This is a genomic window from Pedobacter sp. CAN_A7, assembly GCF_015752175.1.
In the GTDB taxonomy this organism is placed as follows: Bacteria; Bacteroidota; Bacteroidia; order Sphingobacteriales; family Sphingobacteriaceae; genus Pedobacter.
On record NZ_JADOUW010000002.1, the window covers coordinates 1,172,534 to 1,198,622 of the forward strand.

At 41.7% G+C, this 26,089-nt stretch carries 23 protein-coding genes; 14 read left to right on the top strand and 9 right to left on the bottom strand.

Annotated features, from left to right (window positions below):
- The first annotated feature begins 58 nt into the window (after nt 1-58).
- The 6 genes from IWX76_RS11200 (at nt 59) to IWX76_RS11225 (ending at nt 7,460) form a co-directional block, all read left to right on the top strand.
- Nucleotides 59-799, top strand: a complete 741-nt coding sequence (locus tag IWX76_RS11200) for an isoprenyl transferase (RefSeq protein ID WP_196859965.1) — start codon at nt 59-61, stop codon at nt 797-799.
- Nucleotides 800-861: 62 nt separating this feature from the next.
- On the top strand, nt 862-3,426 hold the full coding sequence (gene bamA, locus IWX76_RS11205; protein ID WP_334641748.1) for an outer membrane protein assembly factor BamA: 2,565 nt from the start codon (nt 862-864) through the stop codon (nt 3,424-3,426).
- Nucleotides 3,427-3,436: 10 nt separating this feature from the next.
- Nucleotides 3,437-3,967 carry an OmpH family outer membrane protein gene (locus tag IWX76_RS11210; protein ID WP_196859966.1) on the top strand — a complete coding sequence of 177 codons (531 nt, stop codon included), beginning with the start codon at nt 3,437-3,439 and terminating at the stop codon, nt 3,965-3,967.
- A gap of 42 nt (nt 3,968-4,009) precedes the next feature.
- Nucleotides 4,010-4,579, top strand: a complete 570-nt coding sequence (locus IWX76_RS11215; protein ID WP_196859967.1) for an OmpH family outer membrane protein — start codon at nt 4,010-4,012, stop codon at nt 4,577-4,579.
- A gap of 61 nt (nt 4,580-4,640) precedes the next feature.
- Entirely contained in the window at nt 4,641-5,477 is an 837-nt protein-coding gene (murI, locus tag IWX76_RS11220) for a glutamate racemase (RefSeq protein WP_196859968.1), read from the top strand.
- Nucleotides 5,478-5,558: 81 nt separating this feature from the next.
- The gene (locus IWX76_RS11225; protein ID WP_196859969.1) at nt 5,559-7,460 is read left to right on the top strand and encodes a class II glutamine amidotransferase; all 1,902 of its coding nucleotides are present in this window, start codon (nt 5,559-5,561) and stop codon (nt 7,458-7,460) included.
- Between the two features lie 67 nt (nt 7,461-7,527).
- Here the strand turns inward: IWX76_RS11225 and IWX76_RS11230 are convergent, their stop codons facing one another.
- On the bottom strand, nt 7,528-8,157 hold the full coding sequence (locus IWX76_RS11230) for a LysE family translocator (RefSeq protein ID WP_196859970.1): 630 nt from the start codon (nt 8,155-8,157) through the stop codon (nt 7,528-7,530).
- 115 nt (nt 8,158-8,272) lie between these two features.
- Here IWX76_RS11230 and IWX76_RS11235 point away from each other — a divergent pair, with 115 nt between their 5' ends.
- The 5 genes from IWX76_RS11235 to IWX76_RS11255 all read left to right on the top strand — a co-directional run bounded on the left by IWX76_RS11235 (nt 8,273) and on the right by IWX76_RS11255 (nt 14,295).
- Nucleotides 8,273-9,880, top strand: a complete 1,608-nt coding sequence (locus tag IWX76_RS11235) for an MFS transporter (RefSeq protein WP_196859971.1) — start codon at nt 8,273-8,275, stop codon at nt 9,878-9,880.
- Between the two features lie 73 nt (nt 9,881-9,953).
- Nucleotides 9,954-10,400, top strand: a complete 447-nt coding sequence (locus IWX76_RS11240; RefSeq protein WP_334641752.1) for a deoxycytidylate deaminase — start codon at nt 9,954-9,956, stop codon at nt 10,398-10,400.
- Nucleotides 10,401-10,410: 10 nt separating this feature from the next.
- Complete coding sequence (guaA, locus tag IWX76_RS11245; protein ID WP_196859972.1) at nt 10,411-11,940, top strand: glutamine-hydrolyzing GMP synthase; 1,530 nt, start codon at nt 10,411-10,413, stop codon at nt 11,938-11,940.
- A complete protein-coding gene (locus IWX76_RS11250; protein ID WP_196859973.1) occupies nt 11,897-13,132 on the top strand; it encodes an ABC transporter substrate-binding protein in 1,236 nt (411 codons plus the stop codon). The genes guaA and IWX76_RS11250 overlap by 44 nt, the downstream gene beginning before the upstream one ends.
- A complete protein-coding gene (locus tag IWX76_RS11255; RefSeq protein ID WP_196859974.1) occupies nt 13,129-14,295 on the top strand; it encodes an RsmB/NOP family class I SAM-dependent RNA methyltransferase in 1,167 nt (388 codons plus the stop codon). The genes IWX76_RS11250 and IWX76_RS11255 overlap by 4 nt, the downstream gene beginning before the upstream one ends.
- Nucleotides 14,296-14,318: 23 nt before the next feature.
- Here the strand turns inward: IWX76_RS11255 and IWX76_RS11260 are convergent, their stop codons facing one another.
- The 3 genes from IWX76_RS11260 to IWX76_RS11270 all read right to left on the bottom strand — a co-directional run bounded on the left by IWX76_RS11260 (nt 14,319) and on the right by IWX76_RS11270 (nt 18,868).
- Nucleotides 14,319-14,885, bottom strand: a complete 567-nt coding sequence (locus tag IWX76_RS11260; protein WP_196859975.1) for a MarC family protein — start codon at nt 14,883-14,885, stop codon at nt 14,319-14,321.
- Between the two features lie 113 nt (nt 14,886-14,998).
- Nucleotides 14,999-16,507 (bottom strand): amino acid permease, encoded by a 1,509-nt coding sequence (locus IWX76_RS11265; RefSeq protein ID WP_196859976.1) that lies wholly within the window; start codon nt 16,505-16,507, stop codon nt 14,999-15,001.
- Between the two features lie 144 nt (nt 16,508-16,651).
- Nucleotides 16,652-18,868 carry a sodium-translocating pyrophosphatase gene (locus tag IWX76_RS11270; protein WP_196859977.1) on the bottom strand — a complete coding sequence of 739 codons (2,217 nt, stop codon included), beginning with the start codon at nt 18,866-18,868 and terminating at the stop codon, nt 16,652-16,654.
- 118 nt (nt 18,869-18,986) lie between these two features.
- Here IWX76_RS11270 and IWX76_RS11275 point away from each other — a divergent pair, with 118 nt between their 5' ends.
- A complete protein-coding gene (locus IWX76_RS11275; RefSeq protein WP_196859978.1) occupies nt 18,987-20,420 on the top strand; it encodes an APC family permease in 1,434 nt (477 codons plus the stop codon).
- A 436-nt stretch (nt 20,421-20,856) separates the two neighbouring features.
- Nucleotides 20,857-21,195, top strand: a complete 339-nt coding sequence (locus IWX76_RS11280; protein ID WP_196859979.1) for an iron chaperone — start codon at nt 20,857-20,859, stop codon at nt 21,193-21,195.
- A 38-nt stretch (nt 21,196-21,233) separates the two neighbouring features.
- Here the strand turns inward: IWX76_RS11280 and IWX76_RS11285 are convergent, their stop codons facing one another.
- The gene (locus IWX76_RS11285; protein WP_334641757.1) at nt 21,234-21,932 is read right to left on the bottom strand and encodes a protein-L-isoaspartate(D-aspartate) O-methyltransferase; all 699 of its coding nucleotides are present in this window, start codon (nt 21,930-21,932) and stop codon (nt 21,234-21,236) included.
- Between the two features lie 443 nt (nt 21,933-22,375).
- On the opposite strand from IWX76_RS11285, the gene IWX76_RS11290 reads away from it, so the two are divergent.
- Nucleotides 22,376-22,981, top strand: a complete 606-nt coding sequence (locus IWX76_RS11290) for a DUF6624 domain-containing protein (RefSeq protein WP_196859980.1) — start codon at nt 22,376-22,378, stop codon at nt 22,979-22,981.
- A 97-nt stretch (nt 22,982-23,078) separates the two neighbouring features.
- On the opposite strand, the gene IWX76_RS11295 is transcribed toward IWX76_RS11290, so the two are convergent.
- The 4 genes from IWX76_RS11295 to cobT all read right to left on the bottom strand — a co-directional run bounded on the left by IWX76_RS11295 (nt 23,079) and on the right by cobT (nt 26,055).
- Nucleotides 23,079-23,645: a DUF6580 family putative transport protein gene (locus IWX76_RS11295; RefSeq protein ID WP_196859981.1), complete on the bottom strand. Its 567-nt coding sequence runs from the start codon at nt 23,643-23,645 to the stop codon at nt 23,079-23,081.
- The gene (locus IWX76_RS11300) at nt 23,645-24,208 is read right to left on the bottom strand and encodes a histidine phosphatase family protein (protein WP_196859982.1); all 564 of its coding nucleotides are present in this window, start codon (nt 24,206-24,208) and stop codon (nt 23,645-23,647) included. The genes IWX76_RS11295 and IWX76_RS11300 overlap by 1 nt, the downstream gene beginning before the upstream one ends.
- Nucleotides 24,193-24,963: an adenosylcobinamide-GDP ribazoletransferase gene (locus IWX76_RS11305; protein ID WP_196859983.1), complete on the bottom strand. Its 771-nt coding sequence runs from the start codon at nt 24,961-24,963 to the stop codon at nt 24,193-24,195. Before IWX76_RS11305 ends, IWX76_RS11300 begins: the two co-directional genes overlap by 16 nt.
- Nucleotides 24,964-25,035: 72 nt before the next feature.
- The gene (gene cobT, locus IWX76_RS11310; protein WP_196859984.1) at nt 25,036-26,055 is read right to left on the bottom strand and encodes a nicotinate-nucleotide--dimethylbenzimidazole phosphoribosyltransferase; all 1,020 of its coding nucleotides are present in this window, start codon (nt 26,053-26,055) and stop codon (nt 25,036-25,038) included.
- Between the last annotated feature and the right edge of the window lie 34 nt (nt 26,056-26,089).

Below are 26,089 nucleotides of genomic sequence, written 5' to 3' on the forward strand. Positions count from 1 at the left end.
ATTTTACCTTTGTGGGCCTAAAATGTTTTACTTTTTAGGATCATTTTCATAATGTTAGATGGGATTTAAAGAACAAATTGACCTTACGCGTTTACCTGAACACATAGCCATCATCATGGACGGTAACGGCCGGTGGGCCAAAAATCAAGGAAAGTTCAGGGTTTTTGGTCATGAGAACGGTGTGCTGTCGGTGAAGGATATTGTAGAAGGATGCGCAGATATCGGTATTAAATACCTGACGATATATACCTTTTCTACCGAAAACTGGAACCGCCCGGTGGAGGAAGTAAATGCATTAATGGAGATATTTATATCAACCATTAATCAGGAAACACCAAGATTAACGAAAAATAACATCCGCTTGAATGCTATCGGTGATATCTCCTCATTGCCGCAAAAATGCATTGACGACTTAAAAAGTGCGATGGACAAAACTGCACAAAACACACGATGTACCCTCACCTTAGCGTTAAGTTATAGTGCCCGATGGGAGATTACAGAAGCAGCGAAAAAACTTGCCCAATTAGCAGTAGATCAAAAAATTAATATCAGTGATATTAAAGAAGAAGATTTCTCTGCCCAGCTGACAACCAGCGATATGCCCGATCCGGAACTAATTATCAGGACCAGTGGAGAGCACCGAATTAGCAATTTCCTACTTTGGCAAATGGCTTATACGGAGTTATACTTCACCGAAACCCTATGGCCTGATTTCAGACAGGAAGACCTGTTTGAAGCAATTGTAGACTATCAAAAACGCGAAAGACGCTTTGGTAAAATTAGTGAGCAGTTGAACTAATTTTAGTTTTAACACTTTTTAACATGTGTTTAAATTAACTTAGCGACGATTTTAAGATTGTAATGAAAAGAATATACCAACTTATATTATTGTTATTGTTTGGGTTACCAACAATGGCACAGATCACACGTCCACCTTCCAACCCCGCAACACCAACGTTGAAAGTTCAAGGTTTGAACATGGATTATTTTAGCCCTAAAGATTATATCATTGGGGGAACCACCTTAGTAGGGGTTAAACATTTAGATAAGGAAGTGATTATCACTTTATCTAAATTGATTAAAGGGGAAACCATTACTCTTCCTGGTGAAGCTACTGGAAATGCCATTAAAAACCTGTGGGCTCAGGGCTTGTTTGACGATGTTAGACTTGACGTGAGTAAACTGGATGGTGATACCGTTTATTTTGAGATCGGTGTGACAGAACGTTCGCGCCTGAGTTCATTTGAGCTGCTTGGGGTAAGTAAGTCGCAAAAGACTGACCTGACCGAGATGCTTAACGCCAGAACAGGTAAAACTGTTGTTAATGAGAACTTATATAACACCACAACCAATACGATCACAAAATACCTGAGTGAAAAAGGCTACTTTTTTACTAAAGTAGATTTTAAAACCATCCCTGATCCTAGTCAGGATAATAGTGTGGTTTTACAGGTAAATGTAGACCGTGGCCGTAAGGTGAAAGTCCATGAAATTAATTTTACTGGTAACGAGGTGTTTTCAGATGCCAAATTGCGCAAGTACCTGAAGAAAACGAAACAACAAGCTTTCTATAAAGTATTTGGTTCTGGTAAATTCAACCAGACAAAATATGACGAGGATAAGCTTAAAATGGTTTCTAAAATGCATGAAGCGGGTTACCGTGATGCAGCCATTATTAACGATAGTGTATACCGTTACAGTGATAAAGCTGTAGGTATTCACATGGACGTTTTTGAAGGTCCTAAATATTTCTTTGGAGATATTACCTGGTCTGGAAATGCGAAGTATGCAACCAAAGATTTGACCAGGGTATTAGGTATCGAAAAAGGGGAAGTCTTCAGTGAAGAAAAACTAGAGCGAAGATTAAGAGGTAACGGCGGAAGCGACGATGTATCAAGTATCTATTTAAATGATGGTTATTTAACATTCAACGTAGATCCTGTTCAAACTAAAATACATGGTGATACGGTTGATTTAGAAATGCGTATTTATGAAGGGCCTCAGTATACGAATAACAGAATTACAGTAAAAGGAAATACCATTACTAACGACCGTGTGGTGTTAAGAGAGATCAGGACTAAACCGGGTGATAAATTTTCGAAAGAATTATTAGTTCGTACGGTTAGAGAGATTGGGCAGTTAGGCAACTTTGATGAGACTAAAACTGTTCCTACGCCAAAACCAAATCCTTCGGATGGTACCGTTGATATCGAATATGCTGTGGAGGAGAAACCTTCTGACCAGATCGAATTATCAGGTGGTTTTGGTGGTGGCCGTATCATCGGAACATTAGGTTTAACTTTCAATAACTTCTCGTTAAGGAACCTGTTTAACCTGAAAGCGTACAAACCGCTTCCTAAAGGTGACGGGCAGAAATTAAGTTTACGTGGACAAACAAATGGTAAGCAGTATCAATCTTACAGTTTCTCGTTCTCTGAGCCTTGGTTAGGTGGTAAAAAACCAATCAGTTTTGGGGTTAGTGCCTTTACTTCCCTGTCGTCAAATGGTGGAGTTGGTTATTATGGTGTTGATGAAGCTGACTCACGTTTCATGAAGATCCGTTTAAATGGGGTAACCGTAAGTTTAGGTAAACGTTTGAACTGGCCAGATAACTATTTCCAATTAACACATTCCATTAATGCTCAACAATACATCCTGCAAAATTACCCTGGATACAAGTTTAGCACCGGTACTTCATACAACTTTAACTTAACACAGGAACTAAGTAGAGATTCGAGAGATTCACCTATTTTCCCTACCGGAGGTTCATATTTTAAGTTTACCGTACAGGCTACACCACCATATTCATTATTTAATGATATCAACTACGCAACAGCGCCCGATAAAGAGCGTTATAAGTTTACAGAATATCATAAATGGAAGTTAGAAGGACAGTGGTTTCAAAGGATTGCAGGTAAATTGGTGTTAATGTCGCAAGCACAATTCGGTTTCTTAGGAACCTATAATCAAGCTGTTGGCCAATCTGCATTTGAGCGTTTCAAATTAGGTGGTGATGGGATGCAAGGTTTTGACTTCCTACAAGGATCTGAGTTGATCAAGATGCGTGGTTATGCTAACAATGTGGTTATTCCAGTTGGTGCAGATCCATACATTGCGCAAAACTCTGGTAGCCCAATTTTCACTAAGTATGTCTTAGAGTTAAGGTATCCGGTTATTGCAAGTCAGCAGGCAACTGCTTATATTGTAGGCTTCGGTGAAGCAGGTAACACCTGGAACTCGTTTAAAGATTACAACCCGTTTAACGTGAGAAGATCAGCGGGTATTGGCGCAAGGATATTTTTACCGATATTTGGTATGTTAGGTATTGATTACGGTCATGCGTTTGATGCCATCCCTGGAGTAACCGATGGTGGTAAACAAGCCTTTACCTTTAGTATTGCACAACAATTAGGCGGATTTAATTAACAAATAGATTATGAAAAAATACATCTTATTAAGCTTCTTACTTTTCACCGGAATAGGTGCTTTTGCCCAGAAGTTTGCTTATGTAGACACGGAGTATATCTTAAAGCATTTACCGGAGTATAAAGCAGCGGTTGATCAGTTAACAGCTACCTCTGAACAATTTCAGGTGCAGGTAGATGGCAAGTACGCTCAGATAGACGGACTTTATAAAGCTTACCAGGCAGATCAGGTTTTGTTAACTGATGATATGCGTAAGAAAAGAGAAAACGATATCATTGAGAAAGAGAAAGAAGCAAAAGAATTTCAACGTCAGAAATTTGGTCCTGAGGGAGAACTTTTCAAGGCCCGAATCAAATTACTAAAACCTATTCAAGATAAAGTAAGTGCAACGATTGCGGAATTTGCGAAAAGCAAAACTTTAGACTTTATCTTTGATAAAAGCAGTGAGGCAACAATGATGATCTATGCTAGCGCTAATTATGACCTTAGTAAAGATGTGATCATTAAATTGGGATACAAGCCCGGAGCTCTTGTAAAATAAACGCACAACACAAATTTTAAAACAATAAATTAGAAAAATAGAATGAGAAAGTTAATTAATGTATTTTTTGTAGCAGCGGCTTTGTTGTTTTCGGCTAACGTAGCAAATGCACAGCAGAAGATTGGGCACTTAAATTCAGAAGAAGTTTTCGCTAACCTGGCCGATGCTAAGACAGCACAAACTACGCTTGAGAACTTAGCTAAAGTGAAACAAGCAGAAATTGGTAAAATGCAAACGGAGTACCAAACAAAGTATGAAGCTGCAATCGCTAAAAACAAAACGTTAAGCGAAGCCAATAAAGAAACAGTAACAAAAGAATTGCAAGTGATGGGTGAAGAATTGCAGGGCATGGAAAAACGCATTAAAGATGCGCAAACAAAAGCTCAGCAAGAAATTGCCACTAAACAAGGTGAATTGTATACACCGATCAATCAGAAATTTGAAACAGCGGTTAAAGCTGTAGCTAAAGACAAAGGTTTAGCCTATGTGTTTGACATTGCTGCACAACAAGGTGCAAACAATTTGTTATTCTCTGATGGTGGTGATGATATCACTGCTGCGGTTAAAGCAAAATTAGGTATCTCAGCTTCAGCTGCACCTGCAAAAAAATAAGTATAAAAAATTAGTTAAATTGGCGGAATGAAGGATAAACCTTCATTCCGCTTTTTTTGTTATGAACAATTCCAATGCTATAGGGGTGTTTGATTCCGGTTACGGAGGGCTAACCGTTTTTAAATCAATTATTAAAGAACTTCCTGATTATAACTACATCTATCTTGGCGATAATGCCCGTGCACCTTATGGTGATCATCCCTATGAAATTGTTTACCAGTATACGCTGGAATGCGTGGAATGGCTATTTGCACAAGGTTGTTCTTTGGTGATTTTAGCTTGCAATACCGCATCGGCAAAAGCACTGCGCAGTATTCAGCAAAAGGTGCTTCCTGTTAAGTATCCTAACCACCGGGTACTTGGTGTGATTCGCCCTACGGCTGAAGTAATAGGTAATTATACCACATCACAAACCATTGGTGTAATGGGTACCCGTGGTACCATTAATTCGCGGTCGTATCCTTTGGAAATAGAAAAGTTTTTCCCGGCTGTAAACGTAGTGCAGCAAAGTTGCCCCATGTGGGTGCCATTGATCGAGAATAACGAGCACCTTACCCCGGGTGCCGATCACTTCGTTCAAAAATACCTGCAGGAGCTCCTCTCACAGGCTCCAAACCTCGACTGCATCTTATTAGCCTGTACACATTACCCTTTACTGGTGCCCAAGCTATTGGAGTTTCTACCAGAAGGGATACAGTTGGTATCACAGGGAGAAATTGTCGCCTCAAGTTTGAATACCTATCTGTTGAATCATCCTGAAATTGAGGCTAAATTAGGCCGAAATGAACCACCCAAATTCTTTACCTCTGGTGATGCTACTGTTTTTAACGCCAGGGCATCCCTGTTTTTTGAGGAAAATGTCGCTTCAACACAGATTAAAGCCCTTCAAGATCGATAGTCATCTGCATTGCATTTTATATTTTTCTTACTAGGTTCTAAATTTTTTTAGCGGTAAATTTGCGGCTCAATTAACACACCCATGAGCGACCAGATAAAACATGAATGCGGAATTGCTTTTATTCGCCTTCTGAAACCTCTCTCTTTCTACCAGGAAAAATACGGAACAGCACTTTACGGACTAAACAAGTTGTACTTGCTAATGGAAAAACAGCATAACCGTGGTCAGGACGGCGCTGGAATTGCCACCATTAAGCTGGACGTTAAACCCGGTCACCGCTACATTAGCCGTTACCGTTCCATGGCTCAAAATGCTGTAGCAGACATATTTGGTTACGTACAGAGCAAATTTGTAGACATCGAAGCGGAAACGCCAGAACTGATGCAGGATACCGAATGGTTAAAAGCAAATGTAAGTTTCATTGGGGAAGTGTTGTTAGGGCACCTTCGTTATGGTACACATGGTAAAAACAGCATCGAGAACTGTCACCCTTTCCTTCGTCAGAACAATTGGATGACTCGTAACCTGGTCATTGCCGGTAATTTCAACATGACCAACGTGGACGAATTATTGGAGCAGCTGTATGAGTTAGGTCAGCATCCAAAAGAGCAGGCCGATACGGTTACCGTATTGGAGAAAATCGGACATTTTCTGGATGATGAAAATCAGGAGTTATTTGATGCTTATAAAAAAGAAGGATTTGATAATGTTGAAATCACACATAAAATCTCTGAAGCTTTAAATATCGCAAATATCCTTCGCCGCTCTGCAAAAACATGGGATGGTGGTTATGCCATTTCCGGTATTGTTGGTAATGGTGATGCTTTCGTTTTACGTGATCCTGCAGGCATACGCCCGGCATTCTATTATGCCGATGACGAGATTGTAGTTGCAGCTTCAGAAAGACCAGCTATTCAAACTGCTTTTAACATCCACTTTAACGATGTTAAAGAAATTGAACCCGGCCATGCCCTTATTGTAAAAAAGAATGGTACAGTGAGCATGGAAGTTTTCAGAGAACCTGAAGAAAAACGTGCCTGCTCCTTTGAAAGGATTTATTTCTCCAGGGGAAGTGATGCTGAAATCTATAAAGAAAGAAAACACCTGGGTCACCTGCTTTGCAAACAAATACTAAAAGCAGTAGAAGGCGATCTTAAAAATACAGTTTTCTCTTTCATTCCTAATACTGCAGAAGTTTCTTTCTATGGTATGGTGGAAGGAATACACGAACACATCCGCACGTTACAAAAGGATGCGCTAATCAACCGCAAGGATCAGCTTAACGATGAGCAGCTGGATGAATTGTTGTCCATTTCACCACGTGTAGAAAAGTTAGCCATTAAAGATGTAAAGCTGAGAACGTTTATTACACAGGATGCAGACCGTGGCGATATGGTTGCCCATGTATATGATACCACTTACGGTTTAATTAAAAACGATACTGACACGCTGGTGGCGATTGATGATTCCATTGTAAGGGGAACAACCCTAAAACAAAGTATCATTAAAATCATCGACAGGTTACACCCTAAAAAGATTATCATTGTTTCATCAGCACCACAAATCCGTTACCCGGATTGTTATGGTATTGATATGTCTAAGATGGGCGAGTTTGTTGCCTTTGAAGCTGCTATTCAATTGTTGAAAGCACGCGGCATGGAACAGGTGATTGAAGATGTTTACCAGAAATGTAAAGCTTCGTTGCTGTTACCAAAAGAGCAAATCATTAATCACGTTAAAGAAATCTACAGGCCATTTGCCCAGGAAGAGATTTCTGCACAGATTACAAAAATCATTACACCAGCGAATACACATGCAGAAGTACAGGTGATCTATCAAACCCTTGATAATTTACATGTAGCATGTCCTAACCATAAAGGCGATTGGTATTTCTCAGGTAATTACCCGACCCCAGGAGGTAATAAGGTCGTCAACAAAGCCTTTGTTAACTGGAAAGAAGGAAATAACCAGAGAGCTTATTAAATAGCGCTAAAACAGAAAAAGCCCGCTTTACACAAAACTGTGTGAAGCGGGCTTTTTATATTCATAACTATCCGTTGTAATATTTATAGAGCACGTCGTAAAACAGGCGCAGTGCAAAAAGCACAATGACCGCTCCGGCTATGCGGTTTAACAGTTGAATACTTCGTTCCTTGATTTTATAACGGAGTTTAGCCGCATAATAAGTTTTAATAAAGTCCATGGTAAGTTGTGTCATCATCGCAATCACAAAGAACACCACTTTCTCATTCATGTCGTAGTGCAGCTGCACAGACACCACACCACCAACCATAATCCAAAACATGAGTGTGGTAGGTGATAACAGGCACATCAGGAAACCTTTAAGCACATAACCGCGCTTTCGTATTTTAATTTCGGCTTCAATACAGTAATCCACCTTTACTTTTTTTATCAGGTAGAACAAACCTATTCCTAAGAGAAATAAACCACCAACAATACCAATATACTGACTATATTGGCTATTGTAACTAACAAACTGTGTACTGAATATGGTGGCAGAAATGAATATAACATCACTGAGTATGACGCCAACTGCTAAAGAAAAACCTGCTTTAAATCCTTTTTCTATGCTCGTTTTTATCATCGAGAAGAATACAGGACCCGTTAAAAACGAAAACAAAATACCTGCACCTATCCCTTGTAAAATTGTTTCTAACATCTAACCTAAACGTATTTTTATGCAATATGCGATTTTAAAGGCTAAAAACTCCTATTTTTTTCACTAGTTTTAGCCACTGAACAATTAACTAAATTACTTTTCACTAACCACACACATGGAACAACAATCGCAAAAAAATTATGGAACTGCATTGTATACGATCATTACAGTGTTCTTCTTTTGGGGATTTGTGGCCGCATCAAACGGGATATTTATTCCGTTTTGTAAAACCCATTTTGACCTTACTCAATTCGAATCTCAATTAGTCGATTTCACCTTTTATGGAGGTTATTTTATCGGATCTTTGATTTTGTATTTTGCATCGCAGGCTAGCAAAATTGATATCTTAAATAAAATCGGCTATAAAAAAGGTATCATCGCAGGTTTGATTATTTCAGCTGCCGGTGCCTTATTAATGATCCCCGCGGTTAACTCAGCAAGTTTTGCCTTCATCCTGATTGCATTTTTTGTTATCGCCATTGGTTTCTCTTTACAACAAACTGCAGCTAACCCTTTTGTGGTTGCTTTAGGTGCTCCACAAAGTGGTACCCACCGTTTAAACCTTGCAGGTGGTGTAAATAACTTTGGTGGTTTAATGGGACCTGTTATTGTGAGTGTGGTGTTATTTGGTACGGCAAACGATGCTGTTCCTAAAGAGATTGATATTACTTCCATTAATAACCTTTATTTAATTTTGGCTGGCTTATTTGTGGCTGTTGCCATTTTCTTTGCACTGTCCAAACTTCCTGATGTGATCAATCATGATAGGATGGAGTCTAGCTCTAAATCAAATTGGCCTTTGATCATTATGTTGGTTGCCTTTTTTATGATGATGGCAGCTGATCCATTGGTTGACTTTACCGGATTAAGCAAAGAGCTTTTTGTTTATTCTTCGTTGGCCATTATTGTGCTTACCCTCATGTATGTTTACGGCAATAAAAAAGAAAACCCTGCACAGTGGGGTGCCATGCAATACCCACAATTGATTCTGGGCATGCTGGCCATCTTTATTTACGTAGGGGTGGAAGTAACCATTCAAAGTAACCTGGGTGCCTTGTTAAACCTGTCAGAATTTGGTGGTTTGCCAGAATCAGACATCAAACAATACATTTCTCTGTATTGGGGAAGTATGATGATTGGTCGTTGGACAGGTGCCATCAGTGCCTTTAACCTTCAAAAATCAACTAAACAAATATTAACTGTTGTGGTGCCATTTATCGCCTTTGGGGTGATTCTGGTTGTGAATCATTTCACAGGTACCGATATTGGCAACATGTATATTTACGCTGTTTCTATTGCTGTCATGGTAGTAGCGGTGTTTATCGGACAAGAAAAACCAGCTAAAACGTTAGCCATTTTCAGTACCTTGGGTGTAATCGCCATGATTATTGGTTTATTCACCACAGGCGATGTATCTGTGTTTGCATTCATTAGTGGCGGTTTATGCTGTTCCATCATGTGGCCATCCATTTTCGCTTTATCCATTACTGGTTTAGGAAAATACACCAGTCAGGGTTCTTCATTTTTAATCATGATGATTTTAGGTGGTGCGATCATTCCACCGGTGCAAGGATTCCTTGCCGATACCAGCGGTATCCACCTTTCTTATGTAGTTCCTGCCATTGGTTTTGCTTACCTGATTTTCTTTGCCTGGAAAGTAAGTGGCGTATTAAAGAAACAAGGTTATGACGTAGAGCAGATTGCCTCAGAAGGCGGTCACTAATCTTATTTAAAATCTATAAAGGCCGTCTTAAATTGATTTTAAGACGGCCTTTATCATTTAAACTAACGTATATATGAAGCAAAGTTTTGCTGATATTTTCATGAACCTGGCCAGCGACCTGGCCTTTAGGTCGCATTGTGTACGTGCACAGGTAGGTGCCGTATTAACTAAAGACACTAGAATTATTTCCATCGGTTATAACGGCCCTCCCGCTGGTACACACAACTGCGATGAAGAGTGGCCGGAAACAGGTTGCGAAAAGGATTCCCGCGGAAGTTGCCTCCTGGCTTTACATGCCGAAGAAAACGCCATCTTATATGCCACTAAAAACGGCTCCAACATTGCCGGTGCAACACTTTATACCACGCTGTCGCCTTGCATCGCCTGTGCCCGCTTAATCTTGTCTTCAGGCATCAAAGCAGTGGTCTACAAACACTCCTATGCCGCCTATAAAGGATTGCCCACTGATGAAGGGGTCGATTTCTTAAAAAGATTCGGCGTTGAGGTGAATAAATATTAACTTTGTGCCCATGCTAGAAAAAATCATCATTATCGATTTTGGATCCCAATACACACAGTTAATTGCACGCAGAGTTCGAGAATTAAACGTTTATTGCGAAATATATCCTTTCCATAATATTCCAGAGTTTTCACCAGAGGTTAAAGGTGTTATTCTTTCCGGTAGTCCTTTTTCGGTTCGCCAGGACGATGCCCCTCAGATTGACCTGACCAAAATTCATCAGCAATTTCCCGTTCTAGCCGTTTGTTATGGTGCACAATACATTGCGCAGCAATCAGGTGGTGAAGTAAAACCTTCATCGACCAGGGAATATGGCAGAGCAAATTTAAACTTCGTGGCAGCAGAAAGTAAGCTGTTTAAAAATATTGCACAGGATTCACAGGTATGGATGTCACATGGTGATACTATTACCCAGGTACCTGAAACCTTTGAACTGATTGCCAGTACCGATAGTGTAAAAGTAGCAGCATACCGTGTTAAAGACACGGATACCTATGCTATACAATTCCACCCAGAGGTAACACACAGTTTAGACGGTAAACAATTGCTGGAAAACTTCCTGGTAGATATCTGCGGATGTGCACAACAATGGACCCCAGATGCTTTCGTTGATACCACTATCGCTGAGTTACAAGCGAAATTAGGTAACGACAAGGTTGTTTTAGGTTTATCAGGCGGTGTAGACAGTAGTGTAGCCGCTATCTTATTGCATAAAGCCATTGGTAAAAACCTTCACTGTATTTTCGTTAACAACGGCCTTTTACGTAAAGATGAGTACGAAGGGGTACTTGAACAATACAAACACCTTGGATTAAATATAAAAGGCGTTGATGCTACTGACCGCTTCTTAAGTCAGCTGGCCGGTGTTAAAGATCCTGAATTAAAGCGTAAAGCCATAGGCCGCGTATTTATCGAGGTATTTGATGCCGAAGCTCACCTGATACAGGATGTGAAATGGCTTGCACAAGGTACTATTTACCCTGACGTAATCGAGTCCGTATCTGTAAACGGCCCATCAGCTACCATTAAGTCACACCATAACGTTGGTGGCTTGCCAGATTTTATGAAACTTAAAGTGGTAGAACCACTGAACACTTTGTTTAAAGATGAAGTGAGAAGAGTAGGCCGTTCCTTAGGGCTTGAAGATTTCATTATTGGCCGTCACCCTTTCCCAGGTCCAGGTTTAGCCATTCGTATTTTAGGCGATGTTACTGCAGAAAAAGTAGCTATCTTACAGGAAGCCGATGCCATTTACATCAACAACCTGAAAGAAGCAGGGCTGTACGACAAAGTATGGCAGGCTGGCGCAATCTTTTTACCTGTACAATCTGTAGGGGTAATGGGAGATGAGCGTACCTATGAAAATGTTATCTGCCTCAGAGCAGTAGAATCCGTTGATGGAATGACTGCCGATTGGTGCCATTTACCTTATCCAGTATTGGCTAAGATCTCTAATGAAATAATTAACAAAGTTAAAGGAATTAACCGGGTAGTCTATGATATCAGTTCAAAACCACCTGCAACCATTGAGTGGGAATAAATATTTAATCGTCATTTTCATGGCATTGTACCTTTCGGCATGTTCGCCGAAGGTACAAACCGTGAACAAAAGTACCGCTCCTGAAGAGAAGGAAAAGGTGGAGGAAGTGATTAAGCCACCCAAAAAATTCAAAGAAGCCATGGTTTCTTTGTTAGTGCCATTTAATTTACAAGACTACAAGGCCAAACCCACCACCAAAGCGGAAATTGAAAAACATGCCATGGCCATTGATTTTTATCAGGGCTTTAAATTAGGTATCGACTCTGCCGCCTCTTTTGGTTTAAATTTTAAATTACTGGTATATGATACCCGTGAAACCACACAGCAGCTGGACGACTTATTTAGAAGCAATATCTTAACTGGAAGTCACCTGCTGGTAGGGCCTGTTTTTCCTAAGGGTCTAAAGTATATGACTGCCTATTCGAAGCAACACAACATACCCATCGTGTCGCCGCTTGCTGCCTCGCAGCCGTCGGAGTTCGCCAATCCAAACCTGATCTCCATTGTTAACAATATCGATCTTCACGCCGCTAAAATTGGTGATTATATCAGCAGGAAATATAAATCCCAACAAGCAGAAGCCGTATTGATTTCCACCAAAAGCCCAGATGATGAAGTGTTGGGCAAACCTTTAAGGGCTTACTTCCTGGCAAAACAAGAACAGTCTATTCCATTAGCGGAATATGCTTCGGTTTACACCATGGAGACCAAAGTGGTAAAAAACAAGAAATATGTGGTCATGTTAAGCTCTTCAGACTTTAAGTTTGTGACAGCCACAATTGATAAACTAAGTAAAATGAAGAAAGCTGGTTTCGATATTGACCTGTTTGGTCATCCCGACTGGCTAAAACAGAATTATAATACCGAAAAATTGCAAGCTTTAAATACCATGATTACCGCTTCACATAAAGTAAATTACAGAAGTGCAGCAGTGATTGATTTTATTAAAAAGTACAGAAGGGCATATCAATTCGAACCTGGCGAATATGCTTTTAAAGGGTTTGACATAGGATTTTATTTCGGAAGGGAGTTTACACGCCATGGCGACGACTTCCTTAAGAATTTAACTAAAGACAAATACAAAGGGTTGCACAATTCTTTCTCTTTTATACTTGATGAACAAAATGGGTATATCAATACCAATTTGAACTTGTTGCAATACAGGAACTTTGATTTAATTACCATAGAATGAAAGTAACGCATCAAATCAGGGCTTTTGAGCAAATTGTAGCGCATTATGATGGTTTACTACCGCTTCACCGTTTTCTGCTTGCCCATTACAAGAAAAACAAGAAGATGGGCTCTTCTGACCGCAGGTGGGCTACACGTTACGTATACAGTTATTTCCGATTAGGTAAAGCGCTTTTACAGGAAAGTCCGGTACAACGACTGGCCATCGCAGATTTCTTGTGTAATGATACCCCCAGTTTGGTGATCGAAAATTACCTGTCTGATTTAATGGAACAGGTAAATCTGCCGGTCCAGGCAAAATTTACACTGATCAAAGACCGATACCCGAGTTTTGATCTTCAAGCTGTATTTCCTTTTCCCGCCAACCTACTTTCCGAATCACTCGACCCGGAAGCTTTTTATATGAGTTTCTTTACTCAGCCTGATTTATTTATCCGGGTGCAAAAGAACCATGCACAAAAACTATTAACCACCTTAAAAGAGGCTGATGTAAACGTACACGAAATTAGTGAGACTACGTTTGCCTTGCCCAATGGTACCAAGCTGGAAACCATCATCCCCGAGCAGAAGCATTACCAGATCCAGGATCTTTCCTCGCAGAAAACCGGGCAATACTTCCAGCCGCAACCACATGATTACTGGTGGGACTGCTGCGCCGCATCAGGCGGGAAATCGTTGCTGCTGCATGGCCTGCAGCCTAAAATAGAGCTGTTGGTGACTGATGTGCGGGAAAATAGTTTACGTAACCTCGATGACCGCTTTGAGGTTGCCGGCTTAAAAAAATACCAGAAAAAGGTGCTTGATCTTTTGGAAAACAATGAACAGGTGCTGCACCATTATACTTTTGATGGCCTAATTCTCGATGCACCTTGTTCCGGTTCTGGTACCTGGGGCCGTACGCCTGAAATGCTGAGTTATTTTGAGGAACATAAGATCAGCTTCTTTATCAAACTGCAACAGCAGATTGCCACCAATGTGGTACCCTACCTTAAACCTGGCAAACCCTTAGTATACATTACTTGCTCTGTATTTAAACAAGAGAATGAAGATGTGGTGCACTACCTTCAGGAAGCCCTTGGCTTAACGCTGGAAAGCATGGAAGTGATTAAAGGTTATCAGGATAAAGCCGACACCATGTTTGTGGCGCGGCTACTTAAATCTTAAGCTATCGAATAAATGGGACTGTCTTACAGTCCCGTATTGGTTCTAAACAACTTGATGGCAATCGCCAGCAGAATAATTCCAAATGCTTTTCTAAGCACATGCAATCCGGTCGTCCCAAATAATTTCTCCAGCCTATTGGTGTTTTTTAACACGAAATATACAAATATCATATTGATGATGATCGCCACCAGAATGTTTTGGGTGGCATATTCAGACTTTAGAGAAAGTAAGGTGGTCATGGTTCCTGCCCCGGCAATTAATGGAAAGGCCAAGGGAATAATAGATACGGTGTCCGTGGCTTCTTCTTTAAAAAGGGTCAAGCCCAGCACCATTTCCATAGCAATGAAAAAGATGACAAAGGAGCCTGCTATGGCAAAGGATGCCACATCGATGCCAATTACTTTCAACAATTCTTCACCAACAAAGAGAAACAGGATCATTAAAGCTGTAGCCACAAGTGTAGCCTTTTCAGATTCAATATGCCCTGCTTTTTGTCGCAATTGAATCACGACAGGTATAGCACCCAGGATATCAACAATGGCAAAAATGACCATCGTGGTCGAAAGAATTTGGTTGAAATTAAATTCCATAGCAGTTAAATTATTTTTGCGAAGATAAGTAATAAATATGTTCATTTAACAAAAAAGAGGCTACTGCTTAGGTAGCCTCTTGATGAAGTTTATGTTAACGGAAATAGCCGGAATTAACTTTTGCCTTCCCTATGTTTTCTACGTACAACGGAATGTTTTTTACTGTAAGCATAGTAAATTACCATACCTAAGATCATCCAGATCAGTAAACGCTCCCAGTTATGGGCACCTAAACCAACCATCATTAAAATACATACCGCTGCACCTAAAATAGGCACGAATGGCATAAATGGCGTTTTAAATGGTCTTTCACGTAATGGATCTGTATGACGTAATACCAGTACACCAATACAAACCAGGGTAAAGGCAAATAAAGTTCCAATACTGGTCATATCACCAACTACATCTCCTGGAACAAAAGCCGCAAATAAACCAACAAACACTAAAAAAATCAGGTTAGATTTATAAGGCGTTTTGTATTTAGGGTGTACCGCAGAGAAAACTTTTGGAACCAATCCATCTTTAGACATGGAGAAGAATACGCGCGATTGGCCCAACAACATCACTAAGATTACGGAAGAGAAACCGGCTAAAATAGCCACAGTAACCAATACCGATAACCAATGGTAGCCATGCATATACGTTTCGATGGCATAAGCTACAGAAGCTTCTTTACCGGCCATGTTAAATTCCGTATAGTTGGCTACACCCGTTAATACGTGTCCGAATAATACATATAATACGGTACAGATGGCCAGAGAAACTAATATACCGATGGGCATATCTTTCTTTGGATTTTTTGCTTCCTGCGCTGCAGTAGATACGGCATCAAAACCAATAAAGGCAAAGAAAACTACACCAGCACCAGCAATAATACCACTCAAACCAAAATTACCGAAGTCGTTCACAAAGAAGTCGTAATAGCTCTGCTCACCTTTCTGCAGTTTCACCTCACCAATATTTTCTGGAATATATGGGATATGGTTATCTGGGTTCATAAAGCCCCATCCAATGGCAATAAACACCAATACAATGGCTACTTTCATGATCACAATGACCCCATTAATCGTTGCCGATTCCTGCGTTCCTCTGATCAATACGAAGGTTAATAAGATCACAATGAATAAGGCTGGCAAGTTAATAATCCCCTGCACGCCCTCCATGGAAGTTTGGAAAGGGGAGTGGCAATACTCGTAGGGGATGCTGACCCCAAAATTCTCAATGAGTTTGTTGAGGTATTCAGACCATGCAATGGCAACCGTAGCGGCACCTACGGCATATTCCAATACTAAGTCCCAACCAATAATCCAGGCAACTACCTCGCCCATGGTGGCATAAGAATACGTGTAAGCACTACCTGCAATTGGAATCATGGATGCAAATTCTGCATAACATAAACCCGCTAAGGCGCAACCCAAGGCGGCAAGGATAAACGATAAAGTTACTGCCGGACCGGAATGTTCAGCTGCTGCGGCGGCTGTTCTAACGAAAAGACCTGCACCAATAATGGCACCAATCCCTAAGGCGATAAGGTTTCCTGCACTAAGCGTACGCTTAAGGGTGCCTTCACCAGTTTCATTAGATTCCAAAATCAAGGCATCTATCGACTTTTTGAATAACATAAATGGGGGGTTAGATAAAAGTTTTAGTTGATTGTTAGTTAATTGTAAAATTGAAACCCAAACCTAATTAAAAATAATTTAATAATAAAAGGGATTTTCTTGCGGAAATCCCTTTTATAAGTAACATTAGTAATGATTCTTCAGTTAACCTATACGAATAACTTGGATGGGTTCTTTCTTCATGTGCAGCGTTTTTTCTTTTATTGGTGCAGTTTTAACAGTTGCGGTTACCCCAACAGCAATATGCGGGGCAATAATCAGCGAAACAATAGACATTAGTTTGATCAGGATATTCATAGACGGACCGGAGGTGTCTTTGAAAGGATCACCTACGGTATCTCCTGTTACAGAGGCTTTGTGCGGGTCAGATCCTTTAAATTGCATGGTGCCGTTGATCATTACTCCTTTTTCAAAGGACTTTTTGGCATTATCCCAAGCGCCACCTGCATTGGATTGAAAAATACCCATCAACACACCTGATACGGTTACCCCGGCCAAAAGGCCCCCTAATACTTCTGGACCGAAAATAAAACCTACGATGATCGGCACAATTAAAGCGATGGCACCTGGCAGCATCATCTCTCTAATCGACGCTTCAGTAGATATGGCTACACACTTTTCATACTCCGGTTTGGCTTTATATTCCATAATGCCAGGAATCTCTTTAAACTGTCTTCTCACTTCCTCTACCATGGCCATGGCTGCACGGCCAACAGCAGCTATACACAGGGCCGAAAATATAAAAGGAATCATGCCGCCTACAAATAAGCCGGCCAACACATCTGCTTTATAAATATCGATGGCCGTAATGCCTGATATACCAGCAAAGGCCGCAAACAATGCTAAAGAGGTTAAGGCCGCAGAAGCAATAGCAAACCCTTTTCCTGTAGCAGCTGTGGTATTACCCACCGCATCCAGGTTGTCGGTCCGCTCCCGCACTTCTTTAGGTAAACCACTCATTTCGGCAATGCCACCCGCATTATCGGCAATAGGGCCAAAAGCATCTATAGCCAGTTGCATGGCCGTAGTGGCCATCATTCCCGCTGCGGCTATGGCTACACCGTAAAACCCGGCAAAATGGTAGGAACCATAAATTCCAGCGGCTAACACCAGGATGGGCGCTACCGTAGATTCCATGCCTACCGACAAACCACCGATGATGTTGGTGGCATGTCCGGTTGACGACTGCCTGATGATCGATTGCACAGGTCTTTTACCCATGGCGGTATAATATTCGGTAATTAAACTCATTAAAGTACCCACTACCAATCCTACCAGGATGGAATGATATACATCGTGGGCAGTAAATTCAAATCCTCTGATCGACATGGTTTCCGGCATCAGCCAGCCTACGGCGAAGAAAGAAGCAATGGCCGTTAAAATAATCGACATCCAGTTGCCCAGGTTTAAAGCCCGCTGCACACTATCTGTTTCGTTTTTAATTTTTACAAACCAAGAAGACACGATCGATAAGATTAAACCTAAGCCTGCAATCAACATTGGCAAGAGGATGGGAGCCATACCTCCAAATTTATCAACCGAAGTAATTTCCTGACCTAATACCATGGTGGCAAGGATGGTGGCTACGTAAGAGCCAAATAAATCGGCCCCCATACCCGCTACATCACCCACGTTATCGCCCACATTGTCGGCAATGGTCGCCGGGTTACGCACATCATCTTCCGGTATACCAGCTTCCACTTTCCCCACCAAATCCGCACCTACATCGGCAGCTTTAGTATAAATACCGCCACCTACGCGTGCAAACAAAGCAATACTTTCGGCACCCAATGAAAATCCGGCTAACACTTCAATGGTTTTTTTCATTTCCATGCCTGCGGCCGATGCCCCTGCAGGCACAAAACTGTAATACAAAATAATAAATAAGCTGCCCAGGCCAAATATGGCTAGTCCGGCTACCCCGAAACCCATCACCGTACCACCAGTAAAGGAAACTTTAAGGGCATGTGGTAAGCTGGTTCTTGCCGCCTGCGTGGTTCTAACATTGGCTTTAGTGGCAATACGCATGCCCAGGTAACCTGCAAATGCAGAAAATACCGCCCCAATTAAAAAGGCAATGGCAATAACAGGACTTGAATGAATGGGGTTTTCTGGTGTACCTTTCATGGTTCCCGACCAGGCTAGTAATACCCCGGCTACGATAACGAAATAGGTAAGCACCTTCCATTCGGCTTTTAAAAAAGCCATGGCGCCATCGGCTATATGGCCGGCAAGTTCGGTCATAGTGGCATCGCCCGCAGGCTGCTTGGTTACCCAGGCACTTTGAATGGCCATCACCAGAATTCCTACCAGTCCGAAGACCGGTATCAAATAGATTAAATTGTTTTGTAAAAATTCCATAGTTAAATATTTGGTTGTTAGGTGTAAAGGCAGAAGAAAAACCCCGTATACTAATATAAATCTTTTTTTAATATCTTCGTCGACCTCAACAAATAACCTCATCTCAAAAAAACGCTAAATGGAAAAAGAAACGCAGGACCAATCTTTTAAAAGAGAATTGGGTTTACTTGACGGCACCATGCTCGTGGTCGGCTCTATGATCGGCTCCGGTATTTTTATTGTCAGTGCCGATATTACCCGCCATGTGGGTGCTGCCGGATGGCTCATTTTAATATGGGTACTTACCGGAATTATTACTGTCATTGCCGCAGTAAGTTATGGCGAGTTAAGTGCCATGTTTCCCAAAGCCGGCGGTCAGTATGTTTACCTGAAAGAAGCTTATAATAAGTTGATCGCTTTTTTGTACGGCTGGAGCTTTTTCGCCGTCATCCAAACCGGTACCATTGCAGCGGTGGGCGTAGCTTTTTCCAAATTTGCCTCCTACCTGTACGAGCCCTTTAGCGATGAAAATATCTTATACCAATTTGGTGCTTTTAATTTAAATGCGGCACAATTGGTGTCGATTGTTACCATTGTGATGCTCACCTACCTCAACAGCAGGGGCGTAAAAAACAGCAAACTTCTACAAACGGTACTCACCATTATTAAAATACTTTCCCTGTTCGGATTGATCATCTTCGGTTTCACGCTTGGTGCCAGTACCGAAGTATGGGATGCCAACTGGGCCGATGCCTGGAACACCCGTGCTTTCGACACCCACGCCAATGCCTGGGTAAGCATAGGAGGTACAGCCCTGCTTTCAGGAATCGCTGCCGCCATGGTAGGCTCCTTGTTTTCGAGTGATGCCTGGAACGGCGTAACTTTCATTGCAGGGGAGATTAAAAACCCGAAAAGAAACGTGGGCCTAAGCCTTTTTCTTGGGACTTTTATTGTTAGTGTGATCTATATTCTGGCCAATGTGATGTACGTGGCGGTAATGCCTTTAGATGAAATTGCTTTTGCCAAATCAGACCGTGTGGCTGTAGTTGGTGCCGGTTATATCTTCGGATCTATGGGAACGGTAATTATTGCCATCATGATCATGATCTCCACTTTTGCCTGTAACAATGGGTTAATTATGGCAGGTGCCCGCGTGTATTACACCATGGCTAACGATGGTTTGTTCTTTAAAAAAGCAGCCTTGCTCAACAAAGCCAGTGTTCCTGCCTGGGCCTTATGGTTTCAATGTATCTGGGCCTCGGCTTTATGCCTTACCGGTAAATATGGCGACTTACTGGACTACGTGATGATCATCGTGATTATATTCTATATCCTTACCATCTACGGTATTTTTATTCTACGTCGTAAAATGCCTGATGCCGAACGCCCGTACAGAGCTTTTGGGTATCCGGTATTGCCATTTTTATACATCATTGTGGCAGGTGCGATATGTATCTCCCTGCTGATTACCAAAACCAGTACTTGTGGCTGGGGGGTGGTGATTATGTTGGCCGGTATTCCGGTGTATTACCTGACTAAGCCGAAAGAATTGGTCACGCCGCCAGTTGAATAAGGTTTTTTTGTTGGGTTAGCCCTAGTTATCTGGGGTTTATCTAATCTAGTTTTTTAGTTTAAATAATATAGCCTGTGTCACCTTGTGTGGTCACAGGCTTTTTTGTGCGAGTGGTTTGAGGGGATAGGTAATTATGGCTAGGGTTTGAAGCCAGATCAGGACATTGATTGAGGCTGACACGAGATTCCATGTAGGTTACCGTCATTGAGGTGTTGAATGGCCGTTGCCAGGGGGTCGCGTCGTCTATGGCCGAAGCAAGGGCGACGCAAGGGCGACGAGAGGGCGAAGCAACCCCCTAGAGAGCCCCTAACAATCCAAAGACAATGTGTAGTTGTAGTCGCGTTCTAGAATTGCACGTTTTTATTGCCAAAATAGCTTTACATGGAAGGAGTAGGTAAGGAGTTTTATCATTAATTTTAATAGGCGAATTGAAACCATGAAAGAAGTTGAAAAATACATATCGCATTTTGAACCCGAAATTCAAGCGAGGTTAAACGAATTAAGGCAATTATTTTTTGATTTGTCTCCTACTATTGAAGAGCAGATTCGCTATAATATGCCTGCTTACAGGGTTGGAAAAAAATACCTTTACTTTGCAGCCTATAAAAAACACATCGGTTTTTATCCCGTATATGGATTGGAAGAAATAGAAGAGGATCTTGCTAAATACAGGGCCAAGGGAACCAAAGACACGTTGCATTTTTTACACAACCACCCTCTGCCGGTGGAGTTAATAACGAAAATCATAAATATGGTTTTCGTTAATCGGGAGTGAAGATTTCTAATTATCTTGGAAAGATTTGTTTAATGAAATTATTCCTGATCTTTATCTCTTGTAAAAGGCACAAAACGAACGGGAGAAAGTTCTCTTGTTGTAATTTTTCCATTTCTTTTGGTGACTAGCATCAGCGTTTGTACAGTGGAGGGCGATCCGATGGGAATGACCATCCTTCCTCCTTCTTTTAATTGGTTGAGGAGCGGCGGTGGAATTTGTTCGGCTGCTGCAGTAACAATAATGCCATCAAAAGGTGCTTTCGAAGCTAATCCCTGGTAGCCATCTCCAATAATGACCTCCACGTTATGATAACCCAATTTATTCAATACACTTTTTGCCTTTTCGCTCAACGCTTTTACAATTTCGATAGTGTAAACTTTATCAACAATTTCTGCCAGTACTGCGGCCTGGTACCCTGAACCGGTGCCCACTTCCAGTATCCGGTGGCCTTCCTTCGGCTGCAGCAACTGTGTCATATAGGCAACCATATAGGGCTGTGATATGGTTTGGTTGTATCCGATGAGTAAAGGGTAGTCATCATATGCATGTGGACGATATTTTGGAGGCACAAACTGATGTCGTGCTACTTTACGCATGGATTTAAGGGTAGCCCGATCGTAGATGCCGCGCTTTTCAATTTGTTCCCGCACCATTCTTTGTCGCAACTCTTCATAGTTTTGTGAATAACCAGGTTTGGACATCAACAATACCAGCAATATGGATATTAGCGATTTCATATTATTTGGTTTAACGGGAGAGAGGAATTAACAGTTGAGCATTGATTAAAGTTCTGATCAAGTGAAGTAGTTGCAATTATTACAAGGTGCATGTTGTAAGCCTAACCTTTTGCCTCCGGATCATCGCTATATGGTGGTAAATCGGTTACACCAAGCTGTTTTCTCTTTGCCTTTATAAATTGTAGTACTGTTTCTACATTATACCCTTTAGGGTGTAAAAATGAAGAAAACAGATGAAATATACCCGATAGGGTACGATTAATCGATACGCTATATTCTTTCTTAACTTACTTTAAAGCTGATATAATAAGCGATAAATTAAAGCCTTTTATATATCTTGGAGTAAGGATCACGCCAAGAAACTAATGCATATACCTGCGAAAGCCATCATTTCCATGCTTTATTCTCTCATAATTCTTTTGTCGCTAACTGTCTTTTCTTGTATGCCGTCAAAACCAGTCAGTACAACATTGGAGGGCAAAGAGAAAACAGACGTTATTAAGCAGCTTGAAGCCATATTTGATGCTGACCAAAACCCACGTCAACAATTAATGGTTTTAATCGCCAAACATGGCGTTGCATCGAAAGAAGTCAAGGACATTTGGCCTGTCATACAACGTAATGATGTTGAAAACCTGGTAAAGGTAAAAGCACTACTCGAACAATACGGTTGGTTGAGTGGGGAGGTTCTAGGAGCAAAGGCAAACGCTGCATTATTTTTAGTCATTCAGCATGCTGATTTAAAAACCTGGGAAGAGTATGTTCCTTTGATGAGGGAAGCCGTTAGAAATAAGGCTGCAAATGCTGCTGACCTGGCTAAATTAGAAGATAGGCTCGCTTTAGAACAAGGAAAAAAACAATTGTACGGTACGCAATTGGGGAAGGATGTGACGACAAATCGTTATTACGTATTCCCCATAGAAGATCCGGATCGGATCGATGCAAGAAGGAAAGCAATGGGTTTAGATAGTATGCGCCTGCATTTAAGTGCCTGGGGAATTAAATGGGACTTGAAAAGCTATAAAAAAGAGACGGGGATCAAGTATTGAAACCTGCCCCCCGTCATCTAAATTAACGCTCTCGTATATAAGACGACCGATATCGGAGAATATTGTATAAGGCTTAAAAAAAATGTAAATCTTTTTCCTAAGCGATTTTGAGATAGGCATATCTCCGCTGCAGCAAGGCGAATGCGCCAAATAAAGCAGTAACATAAAATAAATCGCCTAGGAGTGTTCCTTTTAAGAACGGAATTCCCATGGCATAACATTGCATTAAACCGGCCATGTTTTGTGTATAGGCAGGACTACCTAACCACACGCCGAAATTGGTGACCAGGAAAAACACCGCAGTAGCCATGAGGCTGCCACCCAGCATGCGCTGTAGGTTTACTTTTTTGAATAGGAGCATGGCCATACACATGATGAGCAGGTAAGTTCCGTATTGCCAATAAAAGCCTCCATAAAACCAGGTAAATTCAGGGTAATAAGCACCATAAATCACGTTATTGATAAATAAATCGCTTAACCAGGCTGCGGCAAGGGGAATAAGAAAGGCTTGCCATTTTTGCTGTAAGTGAGCAGCACCGAATAAACAGATTGCGCCCAGGGGAGAGAAATTAGGCATATGCGGGATGATCCTGGAAAATGCTGCCAATAAAATGAGAAAGGCAATTACGCTGGTGCGTAAGGTTATTTTATTTGTAGTTGTCATTAGGCGAGGGATTTTAGTTGATTAAGTTGTTTGTTTTCATGGATTTCTAATTGCACTACCGCGCCGTAATCCAGCTTTATGCGGAAGGAATTGGCTAAAGGAAGGTCCATCGCCCAGCTGATGATGCTACGGATGTTACCGGCATGGGTCACAATGGCGGCGCTTTCCTGGTCTTGTTGTAACAATTCTTGCATAAATTCAACGCTGCGTTGGTACAAAGTGGTGTAATTTTCACCACCTGGCACTTGTTCGTTTACAAAATCATCCATCCATACCTGGAGCCCACCAGCTGGAATATCGGTCCAGTTTTCCAGTTCCCAATCGCCGAAGTTGAGTTCCATTAGCCGTTTATCGGTAGTTACTGATGGGGACAATGCCTGCGCCAGCGTTAGACAGCGTTGTAAAGGGCTACTGTAAAAATGAAGTGTTTTAAAAGGTATTTTAGCGCAGATGCCGTCATATTCACTTTCAAAAAGCTCAAGGTTAAGGGCCAGGTCTGCCTGTCCGTAACAAATCCCTTTTTCCACTAAGGGGCTGGTGTGGCGGATTAAATAAATCTCCATATCGCTAAAGCATATAAAAGAATGACTACAAAACTGATTTGTTGCACCGCACCTAAACAATCGCCGGTATAACCACCGATCCACTTTTGAAAGTAAGCGGCCAGATATATTTTAAAAAGGAATAGGGGTATACAAACACCCAGTATTAACAAGGATGGAAAGAGTAAAAATGCTGGAATTACCCATATGGCGCTGATCAGAAAATCAGATATGGACAGCTTTTTTGCCAATGGTTTTACTTTGCTCGTTGCATCTTCACGGGCGTATTCATGGCTGCGCATCACGGTAACGGCTGTAAAACGACTGCCCACGTGGGCCAACATTAAAGCGTAAATACAAAACCAGAGGTCTAAACGCAATAATGCCGCGAGTGTAAATATTTTTAAAGCAAATAAGAGCAGCATGCCGACCACACCGTAAGTGCCCAGGCGACTGTCCTTCATGATCAGCAGGATTTTATCGGTCGTCCAGCCGCCACCAAATCCATCACATACATCGGCAAAGCCGTCTTCATGAAAAGCACCGGTGAGCAGTACGCTTGCCGCTAAAGCCAGGGTAACCACTATAGTAGGTGGGAAAATAAAGGATCCTGTGAAAATAACCAGGGAGGCCACCGCACCGACAATCCAGCCGATAAGTGGGAAATAGCGAGTGGCTTTATTCAGGTATTCTTCTGAATGGTCTACCCAGGAAGGGCATGGAATACGGGTGTAAAACATCAGGGCCGTAAAAAATACCTGGATTTCGTTTTTCATTAAAAGTTATCTATTAAATGGTAAGGCTTTGGTAAGCTATTGTTATTGGTGAAAATATAAGTGTGTGTGGCATTATGAAGGTTGTTTTAGAGAGCCGGAAATGCCAGCACTTTCAAAACTGGCCATTTCATTGAGGAAGAGCAGGGCACTTTGAATGATAGGATAAGCTATTGCACAACCTGTGCCTTCGCCAACACGCATGTTTAAGCTGATTAATGGTTTTGCTTGCAGGTATTCCAACAAACGCTGGTGGCCGTGTTCATTGCTTTGGTGACAAAAAATAGCATGACTGCCAATGTTTTCATTAATCATTTTTGCACATAGGAAAGCCACTGTAGCTATAAAACCATCAACCAGGATGATCATGTTGTTTTTATAGGCACACAACATGGCACCACACATCTGCGCAATCTCCAATCCGCCAAAGGTAACCAGTGCGCCTATGGGATCTGTAATTTTAGGATGTTTTACTTGCGCTTGTTTTAATAAGGCTAATTTTTGTTTTACCGCGGTTTCTGTTAACCCAGTTCCTTTTCCAACACAGTGTTGCAAGGGAATGCCAGTCAAAGCGCTCATCAGCATACTTGCAGAAGAGGTGTTACCAATGCCCATTTCGCCAAAGCCAATGGTGTTACAGCCATCCTGGGCGATGCGGTCTACCAGTAGGCTGGCATGTTTAAAACATTGTTGCAGCTGGTTACTGGTCATGGCAGGTTCATACAGAAAATTGCGGGTGCCATAAGCCACCTTGGCGTCGATTAGTCCTTCCATTTTGCCGAAGTCGTAATTCACACCTGCGTCTACTATATGCAGGTCAATCTGGTGTTGCTTGCAGAAAACGTTGATGGCCGCACCACCTTGTAAAAAGTTGCGGACCATTTGTACAGTTACAGCAGCTGGATAGGCACTCACACCTGATGCTGCTATGCCGTGGTCTGCAGCAAAAACAAGCATGGTGGGTTTGATCAGTTTAGGGCAAAGTGTGTTTTGCACCCTGGCCATCTGTAAGGCCAGTTCTTCCAGTTGGCCTAAGGCGCCGAGAGGTTTTGTTTTGGCGTCTATCTTTTGTTGGATGTCTATTTCGCTAAGCATAAGATGGGGTTGCTGGGGCTGCAAGGAGGTTTGA

What these genes read in the sequence shown, in the direction of transcription:
- IWX76_RS11270 (WP_196859977.1), bottom strand. Translation starts at nt 18,868, where the DNA reads ATGGAATTTTTACAAAACAATTTAATCTATTTGATACCGGTCTTCGGA.
- IWX76_RS11265 (WP_196859976.1), bottom strand. Translation starts at nt 16,507, where the DNA reads ATGTTATTCAAAAAGTCGATAGATGCCTTGATTTTGGAATCTAATGAA.
- bamA (WP_334641748.1), top strand. Translation starts at nt 862, where the DNA reads ATGAAAAGAATATACCAACTTATATTATTGTTATTGTTTGGGTTACCA.
- IWX76_RS11215 (WP_196859967.1), top strand. Translation starts at nt 4,010, where the DNA reads ATGAGAAAGTTAATTAATGTATTTTTTGTAGCAGCGGCTTTGTTGTTT.
- IWX76_RS11240 (WP_334641752.1), top strand. Translation starts at nt 9,954, where the DNA reads ATGAAGCAAAGTTTTGCTGATATTTTCATGAACCTGGCCAGCGACCTG.
- IWX76_RS11290 (WP_196859980.1), top strand. Translation starts at nt 22,376, where the DNA reads ATGCCGTCAAAACCAGTCAGTACAACATTGGAGGGCAAAGAGAAAACA.
- IWX76_RS11210 (WP_196859966.1), top strand. Translation starts at nt 3,437, where the DNA reads ATGAAAAAATACATCTTATTAAGCTTCTTACTTTTCACCGGAATAGGT.
- IWX76_RS11300 (WP_196859982.1), bottom strand. Translation starts at nt 24,208, where the DNA reads ATGGAGATTTATTTAATCCGCCACACCAGCCCCTTAGTGGAAAAAGGG.
- IWX76_RS11285 (WP_334641757.1), bottom strand. Translation starts at nt 21,932, where the DNA reads ATGAAATCGCTAATATCCATATTGCTGGTATTGTTGATGTCCAAACCT.
- cobT (WP_196859984.1), bottom strand. Translation starts at nt 26,055, where the DNA reads ATGCTTAGCGAAATAGACATCCAACAAAAGATAGACGCCAAAACAAAA.
- guaA (WP_196859972.1), top strand. Translation starts at nt 10,411, where the DNA reads ATGCTAGAAAAAATCATCATTATCGATTTTGGATCCCAATACACACAG.
- IWX76_RS11235 (WP_196859971.1), top strand. Translation starts at nt 8,273, where the DNA reads ATGGAACAACAATCGCAAAAAAATTATGGAACTGCATTGTATACGATC.
- IWX76_RS11295 (WP_196859981.1), bottom strand. Translation starts at nt 23,645, where the DNA reads ATGACAACTACAAATAAAATAACCTTACGCACCAGCGTAATTGCCTTT.
- IWX76_RS11200 (WP_196859965.1), top strand. Translation starts at nt 59, where the DNA reads ATGGGATTTAAAGAACAAATTGACCTTACGCGTTTACCTGAACACATA.
- murI (WP_196859968.1), top strand. Translation starts at nt 4,641, where the DNA reads ATGAACAATTCCAATGCTATAGGGGTGTTTGATTCCGGTTACGGAGGG.
- IWX76_RS11260 (WP_196859975.1), bottom strand. Translation starts at nt 14,885, where the DNA reads ATGGAATTTAATTTCAACCAAATTCTTTCGACCACGATGGTCATTTTT.
- IWX76_RS11230 (WP_196859970.1), bottom strand. Translation starts at nt 8,157, where the DNA reads ATGTTAGAAACAATTTTACAAGGGATAGGTGCAGGTATTTTGTTTTCG.
- IWX76_RS11225 (WP_196859969.1), top strand. Translation starts at nt 5,559, where the DNA reads ATGAGCGACCAGATAAAACATGAATGCGGAATTGCTTTTATTCGCCTT.
- IWX76_RS11250 (WP_196859973.1), top strand. Translation starts at nt 11,897, where the DNA reads ATGATATCAGTTCAAAACCACCTGCAACCATTGAGTGGGAATAAATAT.
- IWX76_RS11255 (WP_196859974.1), top strand. Translation starts at nt 13,129, where the DNA reads ATGAAAGTAACGCATCAAATCAGGGCTTTTGAGCAAATTGTAGCGCAT.
- IWX76_RS11275 (WP_196859978.1), top strand. Translation starts at nt 18,987, where the DNA reads ATGGAAAAAGAAACGCAGGACCAATCTTTTAAAAGAGAATTGGGTTTA.
- IWX76_RS11280 (WP_196859979.1), top strand. Translation starts at nt 20,857, where the DNA reads ATGAAAGAAGTTGAAAAATACATATCGCATTTTGAACCCGAAATTCAA.
- IWX76_RS11305 (WP_196859983.1), bottom strand. Translation starts at nt 24,963, where the DNA reads ATGAAAAACGAAATCCAGGTATTTTTTACGGCCCTGATGTTTTACACC.